Here is a 22628-nt window from a genome sequence, read left to right on the forward strand (position 1 = left end):
CGGGGGTGTCCGCGCTTGCCTGCGGCTCCGACGGTACGGGTCCGGCCGCGCGGTTTCCATAACCGGTACGTGAACGCCTGCGTACCGAGCGGCTAGGTCCGCAGCGAGCCCTCGCGCCGCGCGGCCCCCGCCAGGTCGGCCGCCGCCCGCTCCAGGTCCCCCGAGGCCTCGGTGATCCGGCGGCTGGCCGAGGCCACCTGGCCCGACAGCCGCCGTACCTCCAGGAAGACCCGCAGGGCCAGCACGGACAGGACGGCGACCCCGAGGAAGCCCAGGGCAATCGCAAGCATCGGCCACAGCATGGGACGAGCCTAGCGCCCCGCCCTCACAGGCTGCGCAGGGTGCTCACTCCCCCGCCGGTCAGCAGCTCCACGATGCGCTCACCGGCGGGTTTGCGGACCTGCGCGGAGCACTCGGGGCAGGTGAAGGAGTAGAACGTGGTCCGCCGGCTGCCGCCGATCGCCAGCCGCAGGGCGTCCGCCGCGAGCTCGAAGCGGGCCCGGCACTCGGGACAGGCGGCCTTGAAGGTGACCGGTTCCGCACCGGAAGATGGCGACATCTCTCCGCGCTCCCTCTAGACCTGTTCCCCGTACCCCGCGAGTGCTTCTGTGGCGGCCTTGCGGGCGCTGCGGGCCAGCTCGGGCGGCGAGACGATGCGCCCGTCACGGCCCAGGCGCAGCGCGAGCCGCCGCAGGGAGGCCGGGTCGGGGCTGCGCAGCACGATCCGCAGGCCCCCGTCGGGCAGCTCGTCGGCGCTGTCGTGCGGGTAGTACTCGGCGACCCAGCGGCCGCCGGGGCCGACCTCGACGACCACCTCGGGGTCCTCGGCGGCCGGCTGGACCAGGCCCTCCGACAGGTCCCGGGGCTCGATGGCGGGCGGTTCGGCGCGCTCGTCGAGGAGGCGGATCTCGGCGACCCGGTCGAGGCGGAAGGTGCGCCGGGCCTCCGAGAGGTGGCACCAGCCCTCCAGGTAGGTGTGCCCCACCGCGAAGAGGCGGATCGGGTCGACGGTGCGCTCGGTGAGCTCGTCGCGGGCGGGCGAGTAGTAGCGCAGCCACAGCCGGCGCCGCTCGGAGATGGCCCGGTCGACGTCGGCGAAGACCCCGCCCTCCGACTCGAAGGTCACCGACAGCCGGGAGCTGGCCCCGGCGGCCTCGCCGGCGGCCGCCTCCAGCTTGGCGGTGGCCCGCTGCAGGGCGTCGCGGTCGCTCTCGCGCAGCCCCGGCAGGGTGGCCACCGCACGGGCGGCCACCAGCAGGGAGGTGGCCTCGTCGGCGGCCAGCCGCAGCGGCTCGGCGGTGGACTCGCCCGAGGCGTCGGCGTTGTGCCACCAGATGCGGTCGCCGTCGGTGTCGATGTCGAGCAGGTCCCCGCCGCGGAAGCTGGTGCCGCACATGGGCAGGACGTCGAGGTCCGAGATCAGCTCGTCCTCGGTGATCCCGAACGCGCGGGCGACGTCCGCGACGTGCGCCCCGGGGCGCTCGCGCAGGTAGGTCACCAGGGACAGCATCCGGCGGGTCTGGTCGATGGCGTTCGCGGCCATGCTGGTACGTCTCCCCCTCAGGGCGTAGCTAGTGAAGTTCCTGGTCAGCCCTGGGCGACGGCGCGCAGCCGGTCGACCACGTCGGCCCGCAGGTCCGCGGGCTCCACGACCACGACGTCCGGGCCGAACTCCACGAGCCAGGCGTCCAGCCCGTGCCCGTAGGGGATCTCCAGCTCGTCCCAGCCGTCGGCGCCCTCGCGCACCGCGGTGGCCTTGGCCCGCAGCGGGTAGCCGGAACCGGCGCGCAGCCGGATCAGCGCCGACCGCTGGGCGCCCTCCCCGGCCCACGCCGCCACGGTCTCCCGCACGGTCACCACGTCGGGGACCTCGGCGGTGTACTTCCCGGCCCGGGAGCGGACCTTGCCGGTGATCCGGGAGAGCCGGAACACCCGCTCCGCACCGCGGTCACGGTCGTAGCCGGCCAGGTACCAGTGGCCGCGCCAGCACTCCAGGGCCCACGGCTCGACCTGGCGCGGCTCGGGCCGGGCGGCGTTGGACTTGCGGTAGTCGAAGACCACCGGGCGGCGGTCCCGGCAGGCCAGCATCAGCGGCTCGAAGGCCGCCTCGTGGACGGGGATGCGCGGCTCGATCGCACTGTGCTGCCCCTCGTACGGGTCGCCGGCCTCCGGCATCCCGCCCGCGCGCAGCTTCTGCAGGGCGCCGCTGGCCGCGCCCGCGAGGCGGGCCTGCTGCCAGACCTTGGCGGCCAGCCCGAGGGCGGCGGCCTCCTCGGCGTCCAGGGAGACGGGCGGCAGCCGGTTGCTGTCGCGGCGGGCCAGGTAGCCGGTCTCGCCCTCCAGGTTCTCCACCGTCTCGATCACCAGGCCGAGTTCGCGCAGGTCGTCCTTGTCCCGCTCGAACATGCGGTTGAAGGAGTCGTCGTTCCCGGCTTCGAGGTAGGCCTCGATCGAACCGCGCAGCTCGCGCTTGCTGAGGGGACGTCGGGTCCCCAGCAGACACAGCGCCAGGTTCATCAGCCGCTCGGCCTTGGCAATCGCCATCGACGCCCTTCCCCCACTTGCTCGACACACTCGTGACCGTTGACCGTACCGCCAAGCCGCTCCCCGGCAAAAGCGAGGGCCCCCGCCTCACGGCGGGGGCCCTGCGCGGTGACTGCCCGTGGATCAGGCGGCCATCAGGTCACAGACGAAGATCAGCGTCTCGCCCGGCTTGATGGCGTCGCCGGCGCCGCGGTCGGCGTAGCCGAGGTGCGGCGGGATGACCAGCTTGCGGCGGCCGCCGACCTTCATGCCCTGGATGCCCTTGTCCCAGCCGGCGATGACCCGGCCGGCACCCAGCGGGAACTGCAGCGCCGAGCCGCGGTTCCAGGAGGCGTCGAACTCCTCACCGGTGGAGTAGGCCACGCCCACGTAGTGGACCGAGACCACGGAGCCGGCCTTGGCCTCCGCGCCGTCACCCTCCCAGATGTCCTCGATGACCAGGTCGGCCGGGACCGGGAAGTCGGGGAAGTCGATCTCGGGCTTCTCGAGCTTGTCGCTCACGGAACTGCTCCTCATGCGTACGGATGCGGGCCCCTGACCGCGGAGGCGGAAAAGGGCAACCCCACCAGTCTTACACTGCGGCGACGATGTCCACGACGAAGACGAGCGTGGAGTTGGCCGGCAGGTCCTCACCCTGGGCCTGGTCCTTGTACGCCTGCTCCGGCGGGATCACCAGCAGCACGCGGCTGCCGACCTTCTTGCCCACCAGGCCCTTGTCCCAGCCCTCGATGACCTTGCCCTGGCCGATCTTCGTCGAGAACGGCTGCCCGGTCTTCCAGGAGTTGTCGAACAGCTTCGCCGCGTCCTTGCCCTGGTTCGGGGCCCACGCCGCACCGCTGTACTGCATGTAGACGGTCTGGCCGGACTTGACCTCCGGGCCCTTGCCCTCGATCAGGACCTTGTCGACCAGCTCCTTCGGCGGGTCGTTCTTCGGGATCGTGATCGTCGCCTCCTTGTCCTCGTCGGCCTTGACCTGCGGCAGGTCCGACGGGATGGGGGCCTGGGTGCCCTCGGCCTTCTTCGGCGGGACCTGGTCCACGTCGATCACGAAGACGATGTTGTCCTTCGGGCCCACGCCCAGCTTCGGCTGGCCCTGGTCACCGAAGGCCGCGGCCGGCGGGGCCACGACCAGCAGCCGGCTGCCGACCTTCTTGCCGAGCACGCTCTCGCCGAACACCGGCAGGATGTCCGTCGAACCGGCCTTGAACGGCACCGGCTCGCCGTCCTGGTCGTAGGAGCTCGGCAGGTCCTTGCCGCTCTTCCAGACCTTGCCCGTGAACCGGGTGATCACGAAGTCGTCCTTCTTGACCTCCGGGCCGGTGCCCTCCTTGAGCACGTTCACCACGAACTTGCCGCTCGGCTCACCCTTGGGGACCGTGATCTCGGCCTTCTTGCCCACGTCACCGGCCACCGTCGGCATCGGGTCGGCCGAGGCGACCGGCTTGGGCACCTCGGCGGGCTTGGAGGCGGAAGCCGACGGAGAAGCGTCCTTCTTCCCGGAGCCGTCGCCCCCTCCGCAGGCCGCGGTGAGCATCAGAGCCGGCACGATGAGCGCGGCAGCAAGTCGGCGTCGCACAGTGGTCCTCAGGGTCGCTGGAATGGTCCGTCGTAGCGGCCCACTCTACGGGCTGACCCCTGCGCCACAAGGCTCTGGCATGCGAGGACCCCGCACGCGAACGCGTACGGGGCCCCCGGCCGCACCGGTCACATACCGGCGATCAGCTTCTCCACCCGGTCGTCCACCGACCGGAACGGGTCCTTGCACAGCACGGTGCGCTGCGCCTGGTCGTTGAGCTTGAGGTGGACCCAGTCGACGGTGAAGTCCCGCCGCTGCTCCTGCGCCCGGCGGATGAAGTCCCCGCGCAGCCTCGCCCTGGTCGTCTGCGGGGGCACCGACTTGCCCTCGAAGATCTTCAGGTCGTTGCAGACCCGCTCGGCCTGCCCCTTGCGCTCCAGCAGGTAGTACAGACCCCGCCGGCGGTGGATGTCGTGGTACGCGAGGTCTATCTGGGCGACCCGCGGGTTGGACATGGTCATGTTGTGCTTGGCCCGGTAGCGCTCGATCAGCTGGTACTTCATGACCCAGTCGATCTCCCGGCCGATCCGGTCCAGGTCCTCGGCCTCGATGGCGTCCAGGGTGCGGCCCCACAGCTCCAGCACCCGCTCCACGGTCCCGGTACGGATCCCCCGCCGCTCGGCGAAGTCCAGGGCCTTGTCGTAGTACTCGCGCTGGATCTCCAGGGCGGAGGCCTCGCGGCCGCTGGCCAGGCGCACCTTGCGCTGGCCCGTGATGTCGTGGCTGACCTCGCGGATCGCCCGGATCGGGTTCTCCAGGGTCAGGTCCCGCATCACCGTGCCCGCCTCGATCATGCGCAGCACGAGGTCCGTGGCGCCGACCTTGAGCAGCATCGTCGTCTCGGACATGTTGGAGTCCCCGACGATCACGTGGAGGCGCCGGTAGCGCTCCGCGTCCGCGTGCGGCTCGTCGCGGGTGTTGATGATCGGACGGGAACGGGTGGTGGCGGAGCTGACGCCCTCCCAGATGTGCTCGGCCCGCTGGCTGACGCAGTAGACCGCGCCCCGGGGGGTCTGCAGCACCTTGCCCGCGCCGCAGATCAGCTGGCGCGTGACGAGGAAGGGAATCAGGATGTCCGCCAGACGGGAGAATTCACCGTGCCGGGCCACGAGGTAGTTCTCGTGGCAACCGTACGAATTGCCCGCCGAGTCGGTGTTGTTCTTGAACAGGTAGACGTCGCCCGCGATTCCCTCCTCGTGCAGGCGGCGTTCGGCGTCGACGAGCAGGCCTTCCAGAATGCGCTCGCCCGCTTTGTCGTGGGTGACCAGTTCGGTCAGGCTGTCGCATTCGGGTGTTGCATATTCCGGATGCGATCCCACGTCGAGGTACAGGCGGGCGCCGTTCCGCAGGAACACATTGCTGCTGCGGCCCCATGACACGACACGGCGGAAGAGGTAGCGCGCCACTTCGTCAGGAGACAGTCGGCGCTGTCCCCTGAACGTGCACGTGACGCCGTACTCGTTCTCCAGCCCGAAAATGCGGCGGTCCATGACTGAACATTACGCCTTCTGCCCTCTTCTGAAACCGGGTTCGAGAGCGGCGTTCCGATCAGTTTTTGATCAACTGCTCCGAAGCGGCCCCCGCGGACCCCGCCACGGTCCGGCTGCGGCCGCCCTTCGCGAGCACCCGCTGAGTGGCCGTCAGCACCAGGAACGCCGCCACGCCCGCGCCGCCCGCCACCGCGAAACCGGCCGTCGCCCCGCCCAGTTCCACCGCCGGACCGGCCGCCGCCGTACCGATGGCCGCGCCCACACCGAAGAAGGTCACCAGCCACGAGAAGGCCTCGGTCACCGTGCCCGCCGGGGCGTGCCGGTCCACCACGATGAACGCACAGGCCAGCGAAGGGGCCAGGAACACGCCCGAGAGGGCCGCCAGTGCCGCCATCGCCACCGGCCCGACCGTCACCATCAGCGGCAGGTAGCCCACCGCCAGCAGGCCCACCAGCAGCCGCAGCCGCCGCTCCGGAGCCCCCGCCCACTGCCGGCCGCCGTAGAACACACCGCCGACCAGCGCGCCCAGGCCCAGCGCCGCCATCAGCCAGCCGTACACCGCCTGCCCGCCGTGCCCGTCGGAGTACGCCATGGCCGCCACCGCGATCGAGCCCAGCGCCATGCCCACGAAGAAGAACGCGCCCAGCAGCGCCAGCAGCCCGCGCGAGCGCAGCGCGCCCAGCCAGTGCGCCTCGCGCGGCGCCGAGCGCCAGGTACGGGAGGGCTCCGAGAGCACCACCATCAGCACACCGGCCAGCCCCACGGCGTTGAGCACCAGCAGCGCGGCGGCCGGGGACCACAGCGCGACGCACAGCGTCACCAGCAGCGGGCCCACCGTGTACATGATCTCCTGGGCCACCGCGTCCATCGCGTACGCGGCGTGCACCCGCTCCTCACGGCCGCCCAGCACCGTCGGCCACAGGGCCCGCAGCCCGCCCTCCAGGGGCGGCGTGAACAGACCCGAGACCAGCACCGCCGCATAGGCGGCCGCCATCGAACCCGTCCCGGCCAGGGCCAGCCACACCATGCCCAGCGCGGAGACCAGCGCCGCCGGCAGCTGCACCCGCGTCTGCCCGTACAGGTCCACCGCCCGGCCCAGCAGCGGCTGCCCCACCGCGTTGGCCAGCCCGTACGCGGCCGCCAGCGCGCCCGCCAGGCTGTAGCTGCCGCCCTCGGAGCGGACGAAGAGGACGATCGCGATGGCGGCGGTGGCGTTCGGCAGCCGGCCCAGCAGCGTGCCCGCCAGGAGCCTCGCCGCGTACCGGGTCCTGAGCAGCTCCGCGTAACCCGCGGCCATGGGTGCCCCCTTCTGCCCGGACTCTCCGCCCGGGGTAATACGTATAACTCGACCCGTCATACGTACCATGGCCGCAGACCCGGGGTCCACCCCGCCGACCAGCCCCACCCGCCCCACCTGGCACTTCAGGAGCATCCTGTGACGAGACCCACCAGCCGCGACGTCGCCACCGCCGCCGGGGTCTCCCAGGCCACCGTCTCCCTCGTCCTCGGCGACAAATGGCGCGGCCGCGTCTCCGAACGCACCGCCGCCCACGTCCGCGAGACCGCCACCACCCTCGGCTACCGCCCCAACCTCGCCGCCCGCAACCTCCGCCTCGGCAGCACCCGCACCGCCCTCCTCGTCGTCCCCGCCCTCACCAACGAGTTCTTCGCCCGCGTCTACACCGGCGCCGCCCGCGTCGCCGCCGCCCACGGCTTCGGCGTCGTCCTCTACCCCTCCCCCGACGGCACCGGCCCCGCCCGCGACCCCTTCGCCTCAGCCCGCGCCGCCATCGACGGCGTCATCGCCTCCTCCATGGCCGCCGCGGCCCTCGACGCCATCGGCGGCGACGACCTCCCCCTCGTCATGCTCGACAGCGACCCCACCGCCGGCCGCGCCGCCGCCCACGTCAACCTCGCCATGACCGACGGCGTCCGCCAAGCCGCCGCACACCTCCTCGACCACGGCCACCGGCGCTTCCTCCACCTCGCCGCCGACGTCGACACCTGGACCTTCCACATCCGCGCCCGCGCCCTCGCCGCCCTCCTCGGCCCCACCACCGAGCTGCGCACCGTACGGGCCGCCCTCGCCGTCGACGCCGCCCGCACGGCCATGGAGACGGCCCTCGCGGACCCCGCGGACCGCCCCACCGCGATCCTCTGCGACGACGACGTCCTGGCCGCCGGCGCCTGCAAGGCCGCCCGCCGCCTGGGCCTGCGCGTCCCCGAGGACCTCTCCGTCACCGGCATCGACGACCTGGGCCTGGCCACCGCCGTGGAACCCGAGCTCACCACCGTCCGCCTCCCCGCCGAGCAGGTCGGCGAACACGGCATGAACGCCCTCCTCGCCGTCCTCGACGGCCGCCCCTGGACCGCCCCCGACATCCCCGTCGAACTCGTCGTCCGCGACTCCACCGGCCCCGCCCCGGCCACCGCCCCCTGACGCACGAAGGCCCCGGCCCGCCCCCGCTCGGGGGACGGACCGGGGCCTTCCCGACCCTCTCCGGAACTACTCGGCGTCGTCCTCCGGCGCCTCGTCGTTCGACACGGCGTCCACCTGGGCCGCCGCCGGAACCTCCGCCTCCAGCAACCGCGCCAGCTGCCGGCCCCGGATCCGCTTGAACTTGCGCTGCTGCGACCGCGTACGGTCCAGCACCGCGACCTCCAGCCGCTCCGCCGGAATGGCCTTGTCGGCCCCGTTGGCCTGGCTGGACAGCGCCTGCACCGCCAGCTTCAGCGCCTCGGACAGGGTCATCCCGTCCTGGTGCCGCTGGTCCAGGTAGTTGCTGATCTGCTCGGCGTTCCCGCCGACCGCGACCGAACCGTGCTCGTCCACGATCGAGCCGTCGTGCGGGAGCCGGTAGATCTGGTCCCCGGCGGCCGTCGCACCGACCTCGGCGACGACCAGCTCCACCTCGTACGGCTTCTCGCCGGCCGAGGAGAAGATCGTGCCGAGGGTCTGCGCGTACACGTTCGCCAGACCGCGCGCCGTCACGTCGTCACGGTCGTAGGTGTACCCGCGCAGATCGGCGTAGCGGACGCCGCCGATGCGCAGGTTCTCGTACTCGTTGTACTTGCCGGCGGCCGCGAAGCCGATCCGGTCGTAGATCTCGCTGAACTTGTGCAGCGCGCGGGACGGGTTCTCGCCGACGAAGACGATGCCGTCGGCGTACTGCAGCACGACGAGGCTGCGGCCGCGGGCGATGCCCTTGCGGGCGTATTCCGCCCGGTCGGCCATGGCCTGCTGGGGTGACACGTAGAACGGAGTCGACACCGGTTGTCCGTCCCTTTCTTCTGGGCGACGAGAGGACTGGTCAGAGCAGGGCGGCGCGCGGTCCGTCGGGCTCCTGGAGCCGACGGTCCGTCACCTTGCGGGCGAGCGCCTGCGACTCGTCCTCGTCCAGCCTGCGGAAACCCTCGTCGGTGATGACGGTGACGATGGGGTAGATGTGGCGGTAAAGGTCCGGGCCGCCGGTCGCCGAGTCGTCGTCGGCGGCGTCGTACAGCGCCTGCACGACCAGCGTGGTCGCCTGCTCCTCCGTCAGGTCGGGGCGGTAGAGCTTCTTCATGGAGCCCCGGGCGAAGATGGAACCGGAACCGGTGGCGGCGTAGCCGTGCTCCTCGGAGCGGCCGCCGGTCACGTCGTAGGAGAAGATCCGGCCCTTCTCCTTGCCCTCGTCGTAGCCGGCGAAGAGCGGCACGACCGCCAGCCCCTGCATGGCCATCCCGAGATTGCTCCGGATCATGGTCGAGAGCCGGTTCGCCTTGCCCTCCAGGGAGAGCGTCGCCCCTTCGACCTTCTCGAAGTGCTCCAGCTCCAGCTGGAACAGCTTCACCATCTCCACGGCCAGGCCGGCCGTACCGGCGATGCCCACCGCGGAGTACTCGTCCGCCGGGAACACCTTCTCGATGTCCCGCTGCGCGATCATGTTCCCCATGGTCGCCCGCCGGTCACCGGCGAGGACGACCCCGCCGGGGAAGGTGGCGGCGACGATGGTCGTCCCGTGCGGGGCCTCGACGACCCCCTCGGGAAGCTTCCGGTTCCCCGGCAGCATCTCGGGCGCGTGCGCGCCCAGGAAGTCCATGAAGGACGACGACCCCGGCGTCAGGAAGGCTGCCGGTAGACGCCCTGTGCCACGAGTGTTGGGTTCCACAGGTTTCCTTCCACGTAAGCGGCTGCACGCCTTGTGACGTCCGGCCGATCTTGAACTACGCCCCGGACCCTACCCGTCCGATGATCGTGACCAATCCATCCGCCGGGCGGCGCCGGCGGCCCTCGCCGCCGTACGCCGCCTCACGGTCACGCCATCCGGACCGGGGCCCGCTTCGGGGTAGATCCCGGCCACCCCCACGACGCCGGCGCAAGGCCGGACCGTTCTCGTGGACATGCCCCCACCCCAGCGAATGACCTTCGAATCGAAGGCCAAGAGGTATTACTGACCACCCTTTTGCACGAAGGAGCGCACGAAGTCCTCGGCGTTCTCCTCGAGCACATCATCGATTTCGTCCAGGACGGAGTCGACGTCGTCGGAGAGCTTTTCCTGTCGTTCCTTGAGGTCGGACTGCGCTTCCGCGGCCTGCTCCTCGACCTCTTCGGTCGAGCGAGTGGCCTTCTGCTGTCCGCCGCCGGTGTCCTTGGTCGCCATGTCTACCTCACCCCGCTCGGTTCGCGCGCTCACACGGAGAGACCCCGGGATTCGGGACCTCTCAAGATCAGACCCTACGCCGGACCCTACAAGGAGGGTCCGGCATTCGTCCCCGTACTTTCACAACGTCCGGCTGTCTTCATGATTCCCTCGCCGGGCGCCTTTCAGGCCCGCTCACTGCCCCGAAAGCACCCGCACCAGGTCCTCCGCCGTACGACAGCGGTCCAGGAGCTCCTTGACGTGCTTGCGGGTCCCCCGCAGGGGTTCCAGGGTCGGGACCCGCTGGAGGGAGTCGCGGCCCGGGAGGTCGAAGATCACCGAGTCCCAGGAGGCCGCCGCGACGTCGTCCGCGTACTGCTCCAGGCAGCGGCCGCGGAAGTACGCCCGGGTGTCCTCCGGGGGCTTGCTCTCGGCCCGCTCGACGGCCGGCTCGTCCAGGAGCCGCTTCATCTTGCCGCGGGCCACCAGGCGGTTGTACAGCCCCTTCTCGGGCCGTACGTCCGAGTACTGGAGGTCCACCAGGTGCAGCCGCGCCGCGTCCCAGCCGAGTCCGTCGCGCCTGCGGTAGCCCTCCAGGATCTCCCGCTTGGCGATCCAGTCCAGCTCCCCGGCCAGGCTCATCGGATCGGTCTCCAGCCGCCCCAGCACGTCCTCCCAGCGGCTCAGGACGTCCTTGGTCTGCTCGTCGGCGTCCGTGCCGAACCGCTCGTCCACGTACTTCCTGGCCAGCTCGAAGTACTCCATCTGGAGTTGTACGGCGGTCAGCGTGCGCCCGCTGCGGAGCGTGATCAGGTGCTGGAGGTCGGGGTCGTGGGAGACCTGGTGCAGGGTGCGCACCGGCTGGTCCACGGCCAGGTCGACGCTGATGAACCCGTCCTCGATCATGGACAGGACCAGCGCGGTCGTGCCCAGCTTGAGGTAGGTGGAGATCTCGGAGAGGTTCGCGTCCCCGATGATCACGTGGAGCCTGCGGTACTTCTCCGCGTCGGAGTGGGGCTCGTCGCGGGTGTTGATGATGGGGCGCTTGAGGGTGGTCTCCAGGCCGACCTCGACCTCGAAGTAGTCCGCGCGCTGGCTGATCTGGAAGCCGTGCTCGCGTCCGTCCTGGCCGATGCCGACGCGGCCGGCGCCGGTGTAGACGAGGCGGGAGACGAAGAAGGGGGTCAGGTGGCGCACGATGTCCGAGAAGGGGGTCTCCCGCTTCATCAGGTAGTTCTCGTGCGTGCCGTAGGAGGCGCCCTTGTTGTCGGTGTTGTTCTTGTAGAGGTGGATCGGCTGGGCGCCGGGCAGCTGGGCGGCCCGCTCGGCCGCCTCGGCCATGATCCGCTCGCCGGCCTTGTCCCAGAGCACCGCGTCGAGGGGGTTGGTGATCTCCGGGGAGCTGTACTCGGGGTGCGCGTGGTCGACGTAGAGCCGTGCGCCGTTGGTGAGGATGACGTTGGCGAGGCCGATGTCCTCGTCGGTCAGCTGGCTGCTGTCGGCGGCCTCGCGGGCGAGGTCGAAGCCTCGGGCGTCCCGCAGCGGGTTCTCCTCCTCGAAGTCCCAGCGGGCGCGTCGCGCCCGGTGCATCGCCGCCGCGTAGGCGTTGACGATCTGGGACGAGGTGAGCATGGCATTGGCGTTCGGGTGCCCGGGGACGGAGATCCCGTACTCCGTCTCGATCCCCATTACTCGCCGTACGGTCATGCGGCCCTCCTTGCCCGGCGGCGCTCCCGTTCGGGGGCGGCGCTCAAGTACCGCTGGTGCTCCGGTGCGTCATGTGCGGTGCCCGTCCCGCACTGCGCGACCGGCGGTACGGATGAGCCTAGAACCACTCCGCGCTGGTGGGGAGATCATTTCAGTCATTGACTTCGCCTTGTCACGGCCGGAAAAGGCGGGCGGTAAAGCAGGCGACTGCGGGTGCCGTGTGAGGCACCCGCAGCCGCCTCGCACCGTCAGAGGTACTGACCGGTATTCGCCACCGTGTCGATGGAGCGTCCGGTGTCCGCGCCCTGCTTTCCGGTGACGAGGGTGCGGATGAATACGATCCGCTCGCCCTTCTTTCCGGAGATGCGGGCCCAGTCGTCCGGGTTGGTGGTGTTCGGCAGGTCCTCGTTCTCCTTGAACTCGTCCACGCAGGCCTGGAGGAGGTGGGAGACGCGGAGGCCCTTCTGGTTGTGCTCGAGGAAGGCCTTGATGGCCATCTTCTTGGCCCGGTCGACGATGTTCTGGATCATCGCTCCGGAGTTGAAGTCCTTGAAGTACAGGACTTCCTTGTCGCCATTGGCGTACGTGACCTCGAGGAAGCGGTTTTCCTCGCTTTCCGCGTACATCTGTTCGACGACGGTCTGGATCATGCTGTGGACGGCCACCTGGGGAGAGCCGGAGTGCTCGCTCAGGTCGTCCGTGTGCAGCGGCAGCGAGGCCTTGAGGTACTTCGCGAAGATGTCCTTCGCGGCCTCGGCGTCCGGGCGCTCGATCTTGATCTTCACGTCGAGGCGTCCGGGCCGCAGGATCGCCGGGTCGATCATGTCCTCGCGGTTGGAGGCGCCGATGACGATGACGTTCTCCAGGCCCTCCACACCGTCGATCTCGGCGAGCAGCTGCGGGACGATGGTGTTCTCCACGTCCGAGCTGACACCGGATCCGCGGGTGCGGAAGAGGGACTCCATCTCGTCGAAGAAGACGATGACGGGGGTGCCCTCGCTCGCCTTCTCGCGGGCACGCTGGAAGACGAGGCGGATGTGCCGCTCGGTCTCGCCGACGTACTTGTTGAGGAGCTCGGGGCCCTTGATGTTCAGGAAGTAGGACTTGCCCGCCGCCTGTCCGGTCACCTCGGCGACCTTCTTGGCAAGGGAGTTGGCGACCGCCTTGGCGATGAGCGTCTTGCCGCATCCGGGCGGGCCGTAGAGCAGGATGCCCTTGGGGGGCCGCAGTTCGTGCTCCTTGAAGAGGTCCGGGTAGAGGTAGGGCAGCTCGACCGCGTCGCGGATCAGCTCGATCTGGTCGCCCAGGCCGCCGATCTTGTCGTAGTCGATGTCCGGGACCTCTTCGAGGACGAGGTCCTCGACCTCGCTCTTGGGGACCACCTCGTACACGTAGCCGGAGCGGGGCTCCAGCAGCAGGGCGTCGCCGGGGCGGATGGTGATGTCCAGGAGCGGCTCGGCGAGCCTCACCACCCTCTCCTCGTCGGTGTGCCCGACCACCAGGGCGCGCTCGCCGTCCTCGAGGATCTCCTTGAGGGTGACGATGTCCCCGGCGCGCTCGAACTCCATGGCCTCGACCACGTTGAGCGCTTCGTTGAGCATGACCTCCTGGCCGCGCCGGAGGTCTTCCGGGTCGACGCTGGGGCTGACGTTCACGCGGAGCTTGCGGCCGCCGGTGAAGATGTCGACGGTGCCGTCTTCGTTCGCCTGAAGGAAGACACCGAAGCCGGCCGGCGGCTGCGCGAGCCGGTCGACTTCCTCCTTGAGGGCCACGATCTGGTCGCGGGCCTCACGGAGGGTGTTCGCCAGTCGTTCGTTCTGCGCGGATACGCCTGCCAGATTCGTCTGGAGCTCGACGATCCGCTCTTCGAGAATCCTCGTGTGACGCGGAGAGTCGGCGAGCTTGCGGCGCAGGACGGCGATTTCCTGCTCGAGATAGGCAACCTGGCCAGCGGGGTCCTCAGACCCTCGCCCGGGCCGGATGCCGCGGTTGATGTCGTCGTCGTGGGCTGCCACGGTCCTCACCTCCTCCAAGGGGAGCTGGACGCTTCCTGACCCTACCTGGGCTGGTGGTGATTGAAACCCCTAGATCACAAAGACGGTAGGGGTGTGTCCGATCTTCACCCTTGCGTACTCCCTCACGCCAGGGAAATACCCACCCTTCAACATCGGAAAGCAGCCGGTTGTAAGGTCGAACTGTTCAACACCCGTCCGGGCCCGCGCGACTTGCCGGGAGCCGCTTCCGGAACGGTTCGATCAGAGCAGGGAACGGCAGGAGATATGACCGTGCAGCAGGAGGTTCCGACGGGTGGTTCCGGCGGCGCCGGAGAGCCCCTCGAGGTCTGGATCGACCAGGACCTCTGCACCGGGGACGGGATCTGCGTCCAGTACGCCCCGGAGGTGTTCGAGCTGGACATCGACGGTCTGGCCTATGTGAAGAGTCCGGAGGACGAGCTCCTCGTGGACCCCGGAGCGACCACTCCGGTTCCGCTGACGCTGCTCCAGGACGTGGTGGACTCGGCGAAGGAATGCCCGGGCGACTGCATTCACGTAAGGCGCGTTTCGGACAGGGTCGAGGTGTACGGCCCGGACGCCGAGTGACGGTTCAAACACGTCCGGCGGTCGAGTCCGTAAGCTCCTGGCGGAATGTTCCGCCGGTCCAGCGCCACTTGGCGAGCTGCTTGACGTCGGGGCTGTAGCGGGGCACGGAGGGCGAGGAGTAGCCCAGCAGACTCGCGGTGACGGTCCGGTCGCGGACCGTCAGGTCGGTCGCGGTGCGGCGCTTGGCGGCGTCGAGCAGGGTGGCGACGACGCGGGGCCGGGCTCCGGGCGCGGCTTCCTGGGTCAGTACGTAGATGGCGTGCGGCGGGGTGCCGGAGCCGGCGTCGCAGCGTACGGCGGCGACGGTCTCCGGGCGGTCGTCGCCGTCGAGGTCGCCCTCGGCGGTGGCGGTGACGGTCTGCGCGGCGCCCTTGCAGTCGAGCGGGTAGGTGACCGCGTGGGCGTCGGGGGCGGTGGCCCGCGGGCCGGCGGCGGTCTCGGGGGCGGGGGTGGCTCCGGTGGCCCGGTCGGGCTGGAGGAGGCCCGCGCCGGCTATGACGGCGGCCATGGCGGTGGCCGTGGCGACCCAGTGGACGGGCTTGGTCCGGTGGTGCGCGGGGTGTTCGGGCAACAGGTCTTCCAACGACGGGGCGGGGTCGGTGGGGCTGTGCGTCACGCGGGGTGTCTCCTGTACGAAGGGTGACGGTGAGCCAGCATCGTGCCACACCTCACACCGCGGTGGAACGGCCGGGTCCGCACCGGTCGGCGTGGGCAACGAAAAGGCGCTGTGGCGCAGTTCCGGGAGTGTTTCCGGGAACTGCGCCACAGCGCTTTCGTGTTGGGTCGCCGCCCGGGGCCGGGCGGCGGGGCGGTCCTACGCGGAGCGGTCGCTGCCCGGGCCGTCGTAGTCCTCGCCGTAGGCGCCCTTGGCGGGGCGGCGGCGGCGCATGGGCGGCTCGACGCCGTCCGCGAGGCGGCGGGCGGTGACGAGGAAGCCGGTGTGGCCGATCATCCGGTGGTCGGGGCGGACGGCGAGGCCTTCCACGTGCCAGTTGCGGATCATCGATTCCCAGGGCTGCGGCTCGGCGAAGCAGCCGATCTCGCGGATGGACTCGACGGTCTTGGACAGCTGGGTGGTGGTGGCCACGTAGCAGCAGAGGATGCCGCCGGGGACGAGGGCCTTCTTGACCGCCTCGAGGCACTCCCAGGGGGCGAGCATGTCGAGGATGACGCGGTCGACGTCGGTCTCGTCCAGGTTGTCCTGGAGGTCGCCGACGGTCAGCTTCCACGCGGGGTGGGGGCCGCCGAAGTAGCGCTCGACGTTGGCGGTGGCGATCTCGGCGAAGTCCGCGCGGCGCTCGTAGCTGTGGAGCATGCCCTGGTCGCCGATGGCGCGCAGCAGGAAGCTGCTCAGGGAGCCGGAGCCCACTCCCGCTTCCACGACGCGGGCGCCGGGGAAGATGTCGGCGAAGGCCAGGATCTGGCCCGCGTCCTTGGGGTAGACCACGGCGGCGCCGCGGGGCATGGACAGGACATAGTCGGGGAGCAGGGGGCGCAGCGCGAGGTAGGCGACGTTGCCGGTGGTGCGGACAACGCTGCCCTCGGGAGCGCCGATCAGCTCGTCGTGCGGGAAGGAACCCTTGTGGGTGTGGAAGTTCTTCCCGGCTTCGAGCGTGAACGTGTAGTGGCGGCCCTTGGGGTCGGTCAGCTGTACCTGGTCCCCGACCTCGAAGGGCCCGCGTCGGCGGGCGGCACCGGTCGGTTCGGACATGTGACCAGTGTATTGGCTTCAGGACTGGGGCCGCGCCATGGCCTTCACGAAGGCCTTCTCGACGTCGAGGGCGGACAGGACGCCGTAGATCTCGCCGCCGGTCTCGAGGACGAGGTATTCGGTGGCGGGGGTGGTGCGGAGGTGGTCGAGGAGGGCTTCGCCGGTGAGTTCCGCCGAAACCTTCATGCCGTCGGTGAGGTCCTGGGCGAGGGTGCTGACGGCGACCCAGGGGCGGCGGTGTTCGGGGACGGAGGCGATGGCGGTCTCGCGGACGATGGCGGTGGGGTCGCCCTGGCCGTCGACGACGACGAGGGCGCGGGCTCCGGCTTCGTCGGCGCGGCGGAGGGCTTCGGAGAGGGGGGTGGCGGCCTGGACGGGGATGGCGCGGCGGGTGAGGGTGCGGGCGCGCAGTTCGGGGAGGTGTTCGCGCAGGCGGGCCATGCGCAGGCTGTTTCCGGCGCCGGTCCAGATGATCGCGGCGAGGATGGCGGCGAGGAGGGCGTCCATGACGGTGTCCATGCCGCCGATTTCGCGGGTGGGGTTGCCGAGGACGCCGGTCTGGGTGATGAGGGGCAGGCCGATGAGGACGGTGACGGCGAGGGCGCGGCCGACCCAGGCGGCCGCGACGGTGCCGGTCATGGGTTTGCCGGTGAGGCCCCAGATGAGGGCGCGGAGCATGCGGCCGCCGTCGAGGGGGAGGCCGGGGAGCAGGTTGAAGGCGGCGACGAGGAGGTTGGAGACCATCAGGCCGGCGAGGAGTACGCCGGGGACGCTGGCGGGGTCGACGGCCTTCATGCCGAGGTAGAAGATCCCGGCGAGGAGGAGGGAGAGGAGGGGGCCGACGAAGGCGAGGACGAATTCGCGGCCGGGGGTCTCGGATTCCTTCTCGATCTCGGAGACGCCGCCGAAGAACTGGAGCTGGATGCGGCGCACGGGGAGTTTGAAGCGGAGTGCGGCGATGGTGTGCGCCAGTTCGTGGACGAGGACGGAGGCGTAGAAGGCGACGGCGAAGAAGAGGGAGACGAGGTAGCGGGCGGGGCCGAGGTCGGGCAGGATCCGGTCGAGCTGGTCGCCGAAGACCCAGGTGATGAGGGCGGCGACGAGGAACCAGCTGGGCGAGACGTAGACGGGTACGCCGAAGGGGCGGCCCATGAGGATGCCGCCGCCCGGTTCGGAGCGCTTGGCGGGGCGCTCGCCGGTTTCGTCGGTGTCTGCCACGTCTGTCCTTCGTTCGGTGCGTTTGCTTCCAGTGTGGTCCACGTCGTGGGTGGGGCGGCGTGGGGGCGCTGTTGCGCGGTGTGATGCTCCGATCATGCAGGGCGATGGGCCAGGAGTCGATGGTATGCGCGTGCTGTCGGTCCCGGGTCGTAGGGTTTTACGCATGACGACGATCCCCGGCGCCGGTTCCGCCGACGCTTCCCCGGGTGCTGCCCGGCCCGCCTCGCTGTCGCCTTCGCGGGCGGGCGATTTCATGCAGTGCCCGTTGCTGTACCGGTTCCGGGTGATCGACCGGTTGCCGGAGAAGCCGAGTGCGGCGGCGACGCGGGGGACGCTGGTGCATGCGGTGCTGGAGCGGTTGTTCGACCATCCGGCTGCGGAGCGGACGGTGCCGCGGGCGAAGGAGCTGCTGCCGGGCCAGTGGGAGCGGCTGCTGGAGGCGAAGCCGGAGCTCTCGGAGCTGTTCCCTTCAGGGGACGGGGGCGCGGGGCTGGCGGGGTGGCTGGCGGAGGCGGAGGCGCTGGTGGAGCGCTGGTTCACGTTGGAGGACCCGACGCGGCTGGAGCCGGTGGAGCGGGAGTTCTTCGTGGAGACGGAGCTGGAGTCGGGGCTGCGGCTGCGCGGGATCATCGACCGGGTGGACGTGGCGCCGACGGGTGAGGTGCGGATCGTCGACTACAAGACGGGCAAGGCGCCGCGGCCGGAGTACGCCGAGGGTGCGCTGTTCCAGATGAAGTTCTACGCGCTGGTGGTGTGGCGGCTGAAGGGTGTGGTGCCGCGGCGGTTGCAGCTGGTGTACCTGGGCAGTGGTGACGTGCTGACGTACGACCCGGTGGTGGCGGACCTGGAGCGGGTGGAGCGCAAGCTGCACGCGTTGTGGGAGGCGATCTCGGAGGCGACGGAGACGGGCGACTGGCGGCCGCGGCCGACGAAGCTGTGCGGCTGGTGTGACCACCAGGCGGTGTGTCCGGAGTTCGGGGGCACTCCCCCGGTGTATCCGCTGGCGGTCGTGCCGAGGCCGGGGCGCCCGGAGGGTTCCTGAGGGCGGGGCCAGGGCAGAATGGGCGGCGCCGAAGCCGTCCGATGAATTCGAGGTACCTCCTGTGGCGATCCGCGTCCTGCTGGTCGACGACCAGCCACTGCTGCGCACCGGCTTCCGGATGATCCTGGAGGCGGAGCAGGACCTGGTGGTGGTGGGTGAGGCCGGGGACGGTCTGCAGGCGCTGGAGCAGGTGCGGGCGCTGCAGCCGGACGTGGTGCTGATGGACATCCGGATGCCGCGGATGGACGGGGTGGAGGCGACGCGGCAGATCACGGGTCCGGAGCGGAACGGGCCGGCGAAGGTGCTGGTGCTGACCACGTTCGATCTGGACGAGTACGTGGTGGAGGCGCTGCGGGCGGGGGCGAGCGGGTTCCTGTTGAAGGACGCTCCGGCCAATGAGCTGGTGCAGGCGATCCGGGTGGTGGCGGCGGGCGAGGCGATGCTGGCGCCGAGCATCACGCGCCGGCTGCTGGACAAGTACGCCGGTCATCTGCCGTCGGGTGAGGAGAGCGTCCCGGACGTGCTGGGGACGCTGACCGAGCGCGAGGTGGAGGTGCTGAAGCTGGTGGCGCGGGGGCTGTCGAACGCGGAGATCGCGGCGGACCTGTTCGTGAGCGAGACGACGGTGAAGACGCACGTGGGTCATGTGCTGACGAAGCTGGGCCTGCGCGACCGGGTGCAGGCGGCGGTGTACGCGTACGAGAGCGGTCTGGTGCGGCCGGGCGCGCAGTAGCCTGCGCGTTCCGGACGCGCGTCCGCCCCGGCTCCCTTCGCGGGTGCCGGGGCGGACGTGTGTCCGGGGCGGGTCAGCCCTTGCTGATCTCCCAGAAGCGGAAGACCGTGGAGGCGTCCAGGGACCACTGGAGGCCGGTGACGTTCTGGCGGGCGACGGCGTACTGCTTGCTCTGCCAGAGCGGGAGGATCGGGAGCTCGTCGGCGACGATGTCCTGGAGGCGGGTGTAGTCCGGGTTGGCCGCGGTGCGGTCGGACTTGGTGGAGGTCGAGGGGATGATGGTCCCGCTGATCTCCTTGTTGTCGTAGTTGTTCATCAGGACGTTGTCGGGCCCGAAGAACGGCTGGGTGAAGTTGTCGGCGTCCGGGTAGTCGGGGACCCAGCCCTTGACGTAGACGCCGTACTTGCCGGCCTTGATGTCCTTCTCGTACTGCTCGAACTCGACGGACTTCACGTCGGCGTCGAACAGGCCGCTCTCGTTGAGCTGCTTGGCGATGACCTGGAACTGCTGGTCCGTGGAGGGGCCGTAGCGGGTCGGCGTGGAGTACAGCGTCAGCTTGATCTTGCCGGTGATGTTGGCGGCCTTGAGGACGGCCTTGGCCTTCTCGGGCTGGGGGCTGCCGCCGTAGCGGTCGAAGTAGGGGGTGGTGTGTCCGGCGATGCCGGCCGGGACGATCGAGTACAGCGGGACGGCGGTGCCGGAGTACACGTCCTTGACGAGGGCGTCGCGGTCGACGAGGTACGCGATGGCCTTGCGGACGGGGAGCTTGCCGACGACCGGGTCGTTGACGTTGAAGACCATGTGCTGGACTTCGGCGCCGGTGCCCTGGACGACGTCGACCTTGTTGTCGCCGGTCTTGGTGGCGGCGAGGCCGGCGATGTCCTTGGCGGCGAGGCCGCGGAAGGCGAAGTCGACGTCGCCGCTCTCCAGGACGGTCTTGAGGCCGGCCTGGTCGCCGTTGAAGAACTTCAGGGTGACGCCGGTGTTGCGGGCCTTGGCCTTGCCGCTGTAGGTGTCGTTGACGGAGAAGTTGGCGCTCTTCTCGCTGAAGGAGTCCAGCTTGTAGACGCCGGAGCCGATGGCCTTGTTGTCGGTGCGGAGCTTGTCGGCCGGGTACTCGGCGTGGTCGACGATGGCGCCCGCGCCCGACGCGATCTTGCTCGGGAAGGTCGCGTCGGGGGTCTTCAGCTTGAAGATCACCGTGCGGTCGTCGGGGGCGTCGATGCTCGCGATGGAGGCGAGCATGACGGCCGGGCCGCTGGGGTCGTTGATCTTCAGGGTGCGCTCGAAGGAGAACTTGACGTCCTTCGAGGTGAGGCTGTGGCCGTTGCTGAACTTCAGGCCGGAGCGCAGGGTGCACTTGTACACCCTGCTGTCGCCGCCCTCGAAGTTGCAGGCCTGCGCGGCGTCCGGCTCGGGCGTGGTGCCGCCCTTGGGGAAGCTGAGCAGCGACTGGAAGACGTTGTTGAAGAGCAGCCAGGAGCCCGGGTCGTAGCCGGACGCCGGGTCGGTGGACTTCACCTTGTCGGATATGCCCATGACCACGCCCTTGCCGTCGCCGGCGGCCGAGCCGTCCTGCGAACCGCAGCCGCTGAGCAGCGCGGCGGCCGTGGCCGCCCCGAGCGGGGCCACCAGCCACTGGTTACGTCTCTTCACGCGATGTCCTTCACAGTTCTTGTCTGATCCTTGCGCCGGCCTGCGACGTCCGCCGCCGGTTGCCGCCGGTCTCAGCCGCTGACGCCCCGGCCGAGTTCCCACAGCTGGAGGTCGGAGATGGCGTTGACCGACCATTCCACTCCGGTGATCCCGTCGCGGGCGGCGACGTACTGCTTGCCCTGCCACAGGGGCAGGACCGGTACGTCGTCGGCGACGATGTCCTGCATCTCCGTGATCGCGGGGACGGCGACGTTGCGGTCGGCGGCCTTGCGGGACTCGGGGATGAGCTTGGTGCGCACCGTGGTGTTGGCGTACGGCGTGCCCAGGAAGTTGTCCTGCTCCAGGAACGGGGCGAGGAAGTTGTCGGCGTCCGGGTAGTCGGGGAACCAGCCGAGCCCGTAGGCGGCGTAGTCGCCCTTCTTCTGGGCGGGGCGGAAGTCGGCCCACTCGTTGCCCTGGACGGTGATGTCGAACAGCTGGGTGGAGTTCAGCTGGGTCTTGAGGGCCTGGAACTCGGCCGCGGTGCCGTCGCCGTAGTGGTCGGTGGTGTAGTTCAGCGTCAGCTTGACCGGGGTCTTGATCCCGGCGGCCTTCAGCAGGTCGGCGGCCTTGGCGGTGTTGGCCTCGCCGTACTTGTTGAAGAAGGAGTTGACGTGGCCGTTGACGGTGGTGGGGACCAGCGAGTACAGGGGCTGCGCGGACTTGCCGTAGACCTTGGAGATGACGTTGTTGCGGTCGACGGCGGCGGCGAGGGCCTGGCGCACGGCCTTGTCCTTGACGGCCGGGGCGTCGGTGTTGAAGCCGATGTAGCGGATCTCCAGGCCCGGCATGGGGACGAGCTTGACGCCCTTGGGGGGCTTGGCGGAGAGCTCGGTGATCTGGGCCGGGGAGAGCGTGCGGGAGACCATGCTGATGGAGCCGTCGGAGAGCGCCTTGGTGGCCGCGGCCGAGTCGGGGAAGGTGCGCAGTTCGACCTTGTCGTTCTGCAGCTTGATGTCGCCCTTGTAGTGCGGGTTCTTGGTGAAGACGGCCCGGACCAGGTGGTTGTCCTTGACCTCGGGCTTCATCGTGTACGGGCCGGAGCCGTCGACGGCGAAGCCGTTGCGGAGCTTCTTGGCGTCGTAGTTCTTCTCGCTGACGATGCCGGCCGCGGGGGTGGCGAGCTTGTACGGGAAGGTCGCGTCGGGGGTCTTCAGGTGGAAGACGACGGTGTCGGTTCCCTTGACCTCGACGGTGTCGAGGGTGGAGAGGAGCGAGGAGGGGCCGTTCTCGTCCTTTATGGCGCGGACCCGGTCGATGGAGAACTTGACGTCCTTGGCGGTGAGCGGGTCACCGTTCGCGAACTTCAGGCCCGGCCGCAGGGTGCAGCGGTAGCTCTCGTTGTCGTTGTCGGTGAAGCGGCAGTCGGAGGCCGCTTCGGGGACGGGCTGGCCGCCGCCGCGCGGGGTGTGCATCAGCGTCTGGACCGTCTGGCGCAGGATGTTCCACGTGGTGGCGTCGTACGCGTAGGCGGGGTCGAGCGGGGCGGGGGCGTAGTCGGCTGCCTCGAACCGGTCGGTGGTGCCGACGACGATCGCTCCGGACCCTGCTCCCGTTCCGCTCGCGCTGCCGCATGCGGACAGCGCGGGGGTGAGCAGGCCTATCGCGGCCGTCAGCACCATGGTCTTGCGGTTCATGCTGGAAGTACTCCCTCACCCGGCACTTGTTAAGCGGCGTAGAGGGCACTGC

The 22628-nt window shown here is 70.1% G+C and carries 21 protein-coding genes and 1 pseudogene; 4 read left to right on the top strand and 18 right to left on the bottom strand.

The window, feature by feature from the left end:
- Window positions 1-92: 92 nt before the first annotated feature.
- From ACFVXK_RS13080 to ACFVXK_RS13115, 8 genes and pseudogenes are all read right to left on the bottom strand, one after another.
- Complete coding sequence (locus ACFVXK_RS13080; protein WP_389611577.1) at window positions 93-302, bottom strand: hypothetical protein; 210 nt, start codon at window positions 300-302, stop codon at window positions 93-95.
- Window positions 303-325: 23 nt separating this feature from the next.
- Window positions 326-559, bottom strand: a complete 234-nt coding sequence (locus ACFVXK_RS13085) for a hypothetical protein (protein WP_389611578.1) — start codon at window positions 557-559, stop codon at window positions 326-328.
- A 15-nt stretch (window positions 560-574) separates the two neighbouring features.
- A complete protein-coding gene (locus ACFVXK_RS13090; RefSeq protein ID WP_389611579.1) occupies window positions 575-1543 on the bottom strand; it encodes a helix-turn-helix transcriptional regulator in 969 nt (322 codons plus the stop codon).
- A 44-nt stretch (window positions 1544-1587) separates the two neighbouring features.
- Window positions 1588-2544, bottom strand: coding sequence for a helix-turn-helix transcriptional regulator (locus tag ACFVXK_RS13095; RefSeq protein ID WP_389611580.1), 957 nt, complete (start codon window positions 2542-2544; stop codon window positions 1588-1590).
- A 123-nt stretch (window positions 2545-2667) separates the two neighbouring features.
- Complete coding sequence (locus ACFVXK_RS13100) at window positions 2668-3060, bottom strand: FKBP-type peptidyl-prolyl cis-trans isomerase (RefSeq protein WP_389611581.1); 393 nt, start codon at window positions 3058-3060, stop codon at window positions 2668-2670.
- A 55-nt stretch (window positions 3061-3115) separates the two neighbouring features.
- The gene (locus ACFVXK_RS13105; RefSeq protein WP_389611582.1) at window positions 3116-4120 is read right to left on the bottom strand and encodes an FKBP-type peptidyl-prolyl cis-trans isomerase; all 1005 of its coding nucleotides are present in this window, start codon (window positions 4118-4120) and stop codon (window positions 3116-3118) included.
- Between the two features lie 128 nt (window positions 4121-4248).
- Window positions 4249-5610, bottom strand: coding sequence for a Pup--protein ligase (pafA, locus tag ACFVXK_RS13110; protein ID WP_358892895.1), 1362 nt, complete (start codon window positions 5608-5610; stop codon window positions 4249-4251).
- A gap of 9 nt (window positions 5611-5619) precedes the next feature.
- Window positions 5620-6907: pseudogene (locus ACFVXK_RS13115) on the bottom strand (MFS transporter).
- 138 nt (window positions 6908-7045) lie between these two features.
- Here ACFVXK_RS13115 and ACFVXK_RS13120 point away from each other — a divergent pair.
- Window positions 7046-8050: a LacI family DNA-binding transcriptional regulator gene (locus ACFVXK_RS13120; protein WP_389611583.1), complete on the top strand. Its 1005-nt coding sequence runs from the start codon at window positions 7046-7048 to the stop codon at window positions 8048-8050.
- Between the two features lie 66 nt (window positions 8051-8116).
- Here ACFVXK_RS13120 and prcA read toward each other — a convergent pair whose 3' ends face one another.
- From prcA to arc, 5 genes are all read right to left on the bottom strand, one after another.
- Window positions 8117-8881: a proteasome subunit alpha gene (gene prcA / locus ACFVXK_RS13125; RefSeq protein WP_389611584.1), complete on the bottom strand. Its 765-nt coding sequence runs from the start codon at window positions 8879-8881 to the stop codon at window positions 8117-8119.
- Between the two features lie 40 nt (window positions 8882-8921).
- Entirely contained in the window at window positions 8922-9761 is an 840-nt protein-coding gene (gene prcB / locus ACFVXK_RS13130; protein WP_389611585.1) for a proteasome subunit beta, read from the bottom strand.
- 279 nt (window positions 9762-10040) lie between these two features.
- Complete coding sequence (locus ACFVXK_RS13135) at window positions 10041-10253, bottom strand: ubiquitin-like protein Pup (RefSeq protein ID WP_042803062.1); 213 nt, start codon at window positions 10251-10253, stop codon at window positions 10041-10043.
- A gap of 174 nt (window positions 10254-10427) precedes the next feature.
- Window positions 10428-11939, bottom strand: a complete 1512-nt coding sequence (gene dop, locus ACFVXK_RS13140) for a depupylase/deamidase Dop (protein ID WP_389611586.1) — start codon at window positions 11937-11939, stop codon at window positions 10428-10430.
- Window positions 11940-12187: 248 nt separating this feature from the next.
- The gene (gene arc / locus ACFVXK_RS13145; RefSeq protein WP_125598779.1) at window positions 12188-13954 is read right to left on the bottom strand and encodes a proteasome ATPase; all 1767 of its coding nucleotides are present in this window, start codon (window positions 13952-13954) and stop codon (window positions 12188-12190) included.
- A gap of 264 nt (window positions 13955-14218) precedes the next feature.
- Between arc and ACFVXK_RS13150 the strand changes: the two genes are divergently transcribed.
- The gene (locus ACFVXK_RS13150) at window positions 14219-14539 is read left to right on the top strand and encodes a ferredoxin (protein ID WP_389611588.1); all 321 of its coding nucleotides are present in this window, start codon (window positions 14219-14221) and stop codon (window positions 14537-14539) included.
- A gap of 4 nt (window positions 14540-14543) precedes the next feature.
- Here ACFVXK_RS13150 and ACFVXK_RS13155 read toward each other — a convergent pair whose 3' ends face one another.
- From ACFVXK_RS13155 to ACFVXK_RS13165, 3 genes are all read right to left on the bottom strand, one after another.
- Window positions 14544-15155 (bottom strand): hypothetical protein, encoded by a 612-nt coding sequence (locus tag ACFVXK_RS13155; protein ID WP_389611589.1) that lies wholly within the window; start codon window positions 15153-15155, stop codon window positions 14544-14546.
- Between the two features lie 198 nt (window positions 15156-15353).
- Window positions 15354-16250 carry a tRNA (adenine-N1)-methyltransferase gene (locus ACFVXK_RS13160; RefSeq protein ID WP_202202287.1) on the bottom strand — a complete coding sequence of 299 codons (897 nt, stop codon included), beginning with the start codon at window positions 16248-16250 and terminating at the stop codon, window positions 15354-15356.
- Between the two features lie 18 nt (window positions 16251-16268).
- A complete protein-coding gene (locus ACFVXK_RS13165; RefSeq protein ID WP_389611590.1) occupies window positions 16269-17468 on the bottom strand; it encodes a site-2 protease family protein in 1200 nt (399 codons plus the stop codon).
- A gap of 163 nt (window positions 17469-17631) precedes the next feature.
- Here ACFVXK_RS13165 and ACFVXK_RS13170 point away from each other — a divergent pair, with 163 nt between their 5' ends.
- Together ACFVXK_RS13170 and ACFVXK_RS13175 are read left to right on the top strand one after the other, a co-directional pair.
- Window positions 17632-18510, top strand: a complete 879-nt coding sequence (locus ACFVXK_RS13170) for a RecB family exonuclease (RefSeq protein WP_389611591.1) — start codon at window positions 17632-17634, stop codon at window positions 18508-18510.
- Between the two features lie 61 nt (window positions 18511-18571).
- Complete coding sequence (locus ACFVXK_RS13175; RefSeq protein ID WP_045947088.1) at window positions 18572-19243, top strand: response regulator transcription factor; 672 nt, start codon at window positions 18572-18574, stop codon at window positions 19241-19243.
- Window positions 19244-19316: 73 nt separating this feature from the next.
- On the opposite strand, the gene ACFVXK_RS13180 is transcribed toward ACFVXK_RS13175, so the two are convergent.
- Together ACFVXK_RS13180 and ACFVXK_RS13185 are read right to left on the bottom strand one after the other, a co-directional pair.
- The gene (locus tag ACFVXK_RS13180) at window positions 19317-20900 is read right to left on the bottom strand and encodes an ABC transporter substrate-binding protein (protein ID WP_389611592.1); all 1584 of its coding nucleotides are present in this window, start codon (window positions 20898-20900) and stop codon (window positions 19317-19319) included.
- 71 nt (window positions 20901-20971) lie between these two features.
- A complete protein-coding gene (locus ACFVXK_RS13185; protein ID WP_389611593.1) occupies window positions 20972-22576 on the bottom strand; it encodes an ABC transporter substrate-binding protein in 1605 nt (534 codons plus the stop codon).
- Between the last annotated feature and the right edge of the window lie 52 nt (window positions 22577-22628).

Origin of the sequence: Streptomyces sp. NPDC058157 (genome assembly GCF_042884105.1) — a bacterium.
Taxonomy (GTDB): Bacteria; Actinomycetota; Actinomycetes; order Streptomycetales; family Streptomycetaceae; genus Streptomyces.

Bases quoted from the DNA above. Each gene is read 5' to 3' on its own strand.
- ACFVXK_RS13170 (WP_389611591.1), top strand. From the start codon at position 17,632: ATGACGACGATCCCCGGCGCCGGTTCCGCCGACGCTTCCCCGGGTGCT.
- ACFVXK_RS13090 (WP_389611579.1), bottom strand. From the start codon at position 1,543: ATGGCCGCGAACGCCATCGACCAGACCCGCCGGATGCTGTCCCTGGTG.
- ACFVXK_RS13160 (WP_202202287.1), bottom strand. From the start codon at position 16,250: ATGTCCGAACCGACCGGTGCCGCCCGCCGACGCGGGCCCTTCGAGGTC.
- ACFVXK_RS13135 (WP_042803062.1), bottom strand. From the start codon at position 10,253: ATGGCGACCAAGGACACCGGCGGCGGACAGCAGAAGGCCACTCGCTCG.
- ACFVXK_RS13185 (WP_389611593.1), bottom strand. From the start codon at position 22,576: ATGAACCGCAAGACCATGGTGCTGACGGCCGCGATAGGCCTGCTCACC.
- ACFVXK_RS13080 (WP_389611577.1), bottom strand. From the start codon at position 302: ATGCTGTGGCCGATGCTTGCGATTGCCCTGGGCTTCCTCGGGGTCGCC.
- pafA (WP_358892895.1), bottom strand. From the start codon at position 5,610: ATGGACCGCCGCATTTTCGGGCTGGAGAACGAGTACGGCGTCACGTGC.
- ACFVXK_RS13085 (WP_389611578.1), bottom strand. From the start codon at position 559: ATGTCGCCATCTTCCGGTGCGGAACCGGTCACCTTCAAGGCCGCCTGT.
- ACFVXK_RS13095 (WP_389611580.1), bottom strand. From the start codon at position 2,544: ATGGCGATTGCCAAGGCCGAGCGGCTGATGAACCTGGCGCTGTGTCTG.
- ACFVXK_RS13150 (WP_389611588.1), top strand. From the start codon at position 14,219: ATGACCGTGCAGCAGGAGGTTCCGACGGGTGGTTCCGGCGGCGCCGGA.
- ACFVXK_RS13100 (WP_389611581.1), bottom strand. From the start codon at position 3,060: ATGAGGAGCAGTTCCGTGAGCGACAAGCTCGAGAAGCCCGAGATCGAC.
- dop (WP_389611586.1), bottom strand. From the start codon at position 11,939: ATGACCGTACGGCGAGTAATGGGGATCGAGACGGAGTACGGGATCTCC.